At 66.2% G+C, this 3,190-nt stretch carries 1 protein-coding gene and 1 pseudogene; both read right to left on the bottom strand.

Annotated features, from left to right (window positions below):
* Positions 1–193, bottom strand: a pseudogene (locus B2W70_RS00095) (hypothetical protein); the annotation flags it as partial.
* 17 nt (positions 194–210) lie between these two features.
* Positions 211–2,934 carry a leucine--tRNA ligase gene (leuS, locus tag B2W70_RS00090; RefSeq protein WP_286741864.1) on the bottom strand — a complete coding sequence of 908 codons (2,724 nt, stop codon included), beginning with the start codon at positions 2,932–2,934 and terminating at the stop codon, positions 211–213.
* Positions 2,935–3,190 lie beyond the last annotated feature (256 nt).

Genomic DNA, 3,190 nt, shown 5'->3' with positions numbered 1-3,190 from the left:
CGCCGCTGGCGTCGAGCGCGCGTGCCAGCTCGGTGGCCAGGGGCGACGTGCCGATGAAGCCGCTGAGCTGGATGGACCGAAAGGCCATCTCGTGCTGACGGCGCAGCTGGAAGCCACAGCCCCCGAGCGAAGCCAGGGGCAGCAGGGACGAGGCACCCAGCAGGGTCAGGAGGTGGCGGCGTTGCATGGACATGACCTTAACACCCGCGATCAGACGACCAGGTTGACCAGGCGACCCGGCACGATGACGACCTTCTTGGGCGCCTTGCCTTCGCTGAACTTGGCGAAGTCTTCGCTGGCCAGGGCCGCGGCTTCGATGGTGGCCTTGTCGGCCTGCGGGCTGACCTTGATCGAGCCGCGCAGCTTGCCGTTGACCTGCAGCATCAGCTCGATTTCGTCCTGCACCAGGGCCGAGGGGTCGACCTTGGGCCAGGGGGCATCGAGCAGGTCGCCGAGCTTGCCGGCGTAGCCCAGCTCGGCCCACAGGGTGTGCGCCAGGTGAGGCGTGGCCGGGTAGAGGGCGCGCAACAGGATGCCGAAGCCTTCGATCAGGGCGATCTGGCCGTCTGCGGTGTCGGTGGCCTTGAAGCCTTCGAGCGCGTTGAGCAGCTTCATGGCGCCAGACACCACGGTGTTGTACTGCATGCGCTGGTAGTCGTAGTCCACCTGCTTGAGCACGGTGTGGACCTCCAGGCGCAGGGCCTTGGCTTCCTTGCCGAAGGCGACGTCGGCCAGCGAGGTGGCGCCTTGCGTGGCGGCGGCGGTGTCGGCCTTGGGCAGGGCCTGGAGCTTCATGCCGAAGTTCCACACGCGGCGCAGGAAGCGGTAGCTGCCTTCGACGGCGGCGTCGTTCCACTCCAGCGTGAGCTCGGGCGGGGCGGTGAACATGGTGTACAGGCGGGCCGTGTCGGCGCCGTACTTCTCGATCAGCTCTTGCGGGTCGATGCCGTTGTTCTTCGACTTGGACATGGTGCCCACGCCTTCGTAGTCGATGGCAGTGCCCACGGGCAGTTGGCCATCGGCGCTGTCGACGGCGTTGATCAGCTTGGCGCCGATCACCTTGCCGGCGTCGTCCATCACGTGCTCGACGTCGTGCGGCCAGAAGTACTCCTTGCCACCCTTGGCCGTGCGACGGCTGTAGATGTGGTTGAGCACCATGCCCTGGGTGAGCAGCTTCTTGAAGGGCTCGTCGACCTTGACCAGGCCCAGGTCGCGCATGACCTTGGTCCAGAAGCGCGCGTACAGCAGGTGCAGGATGGCGTGTTCGATGCCGCCGATGTACTGGTCCATGCCGCCGTTGGCCATCCAGTAGTTGGTGCGCTCATCGACCATGGCGCCGTGGTTGTCGGCGCAGGTGTAGCGCAGGAAGTACCAGCTCGAGTCCACGAAGGTGTCCATCGTGTCGGTTTCGCGCTGGGCGGGCTTGCCGCACTTGGGGCAACCCACGTTGAGGAAGTCGGGGCGCGACTTCAGCGGGTTGCCGCTGCCGTCCGGCACCACGTCTTCGGGCAGGCGCACGGGCAGGTCTTTTTCGGGCACCGGCACCGGGCCGCAATCGGCGCAGTGGATGATGGGGATGGGCGTGCCCCAGTAGCGCTGGCGGCTGATGCCCCAGTCGCGCAGGCGCCAGGTGGTTTTCTTCTCGCCCACGCCCTTGCCGATGAGGATCTCGGCGACCTTGTTGACGGCGTCCTTGTGGCCCAGGCCGTTGAGAGCGTCGCTGTTGATGCACTGGCCCTTTTGCTTGTCGCCGTACCACTCGGCCCAGGCGTCGGTGCTGAACGTTTCGCCTTCGACGGCGATGACTTGCTTGATGGCAATGCCGTACTTTTTGGCGAACGCGAAGTCGCGTTCGTCGTGCGCGGGCACGCCCATCACGGCGCCGTCGCCATAGGACATCAGCACGTAGTTGCCGACCCAGACTTCCACCTTCTCACCGGTGATCGGGTGGTTGACGAACAGGCCGGTGGCCATGCCCTTCTTTTCTTGCGTGGCGAGTTCGGCCTCGGTGGTGCCGCCGGTCTTGCATTCGTCGATGAAGGCCTTGAGCGCAGGGTTCGCGCTTGCGGCGTGCGCGGCCAGTGGGTGCTCAGGCGCCACGGCGCAGAAGGTCACGCCCATGATCGTGTCGGCGCGGGTGGTGAAGACCCACATCTGGCCGTTGTTGATCAGGCTGCCATCGGCCCCTTGGATGTCGTGCGAGAACGCAAAGCGCACGCCTTCGCTCTTGCCGATCCAGTTCTCCTGCATCAGGCGCACGCGCTCGGGCCAGCCGGACAGGTAGTTCTTGTCCTCGGGGTTGGCGACGGCACCCAGCAGCTCGTCGGCGTACTTGGTGATGTTGAGGTAGTAGCCGGGGATCTCGCGCTTTTCAACCAGCGCGCCCGAGCGCCAGCCGCAGCCGTCGATCACCTGCTCGTTGGCCAGCACGGTCTGGTCGACCGGGTCCCAGTTGACGGTTTGCGTGCGGCGCTCGCAGATGCCGGCTTCCAGCATCTTGATGAACAGCCACTGGTTCCACTTGTAGTACTCGGGCTGGCAGGTGGCGATCTCGCGCGACCAGTCGATCGCCAGACCCATCGCCTTCATCTGCTTCTTCATGTAGGCGATGTTGTCGTAGGTCCAGGCGGCGGGCGGCACCTTGTTCTTGAGCGCCGCGTTCTCGGCTGGCAGGCCGAAGGCGTCCCAGCCCATGGGCATCAGCACGTTGTGACCGTTCATGCGCAGGTAGCGCGTGAGCATGTCGTTGATCGTGTAGTTGCGCACGTGGCCCATGTGCAGCTTGCCCGAGGGGTAGGGCAGCATCGAGCAGGCGTAGAAGGCCGGCTTGTCCGTCGACTCGGTGACGCGGTAGGCGTCGGCGTCCGACCAGTGCTGTTGGGCACGGGCTTCGACGGCGCGCGGGTCGTAGGTCTGGGTTTCGTTGGTGCTCATGGTCGGACGGGACGACGGGGATCGGGCGGGGACGGGCCACCGCAAGACGAAAGCAGGCCGACCCGGGGGGCGTCGGCCTGCGCAGAGGGGGATCCGGGATTATAGGAAGCCGGTGCGCCGGTGGCTTCAGTCCCTGCCAGCCCGCTGGTAGCGGGCGCGGCCCGCCTTGTCTTCGACGCTGACCAGCGCGCCCTGATCCAGGCGCCAGCGCGTGGTGCGACTGGGGGGCGTCATGGCGGCTTGGTCGACCTCGACC

The organism is Aquabacterium sp. UBA2148 (genome assembly GCF_002328915.1).
GTDB lineage: Bacteria > Pseudomonadota > Gammaproteobacteria > Burkholderiales > Burkholderiaceae_C > Aquabacterium > Aquabacterium parvum.
Note: the sequence above shows the minus strand (reverse complement) of the source record. Positions and strands in the feature narration are given on the sequence as shown.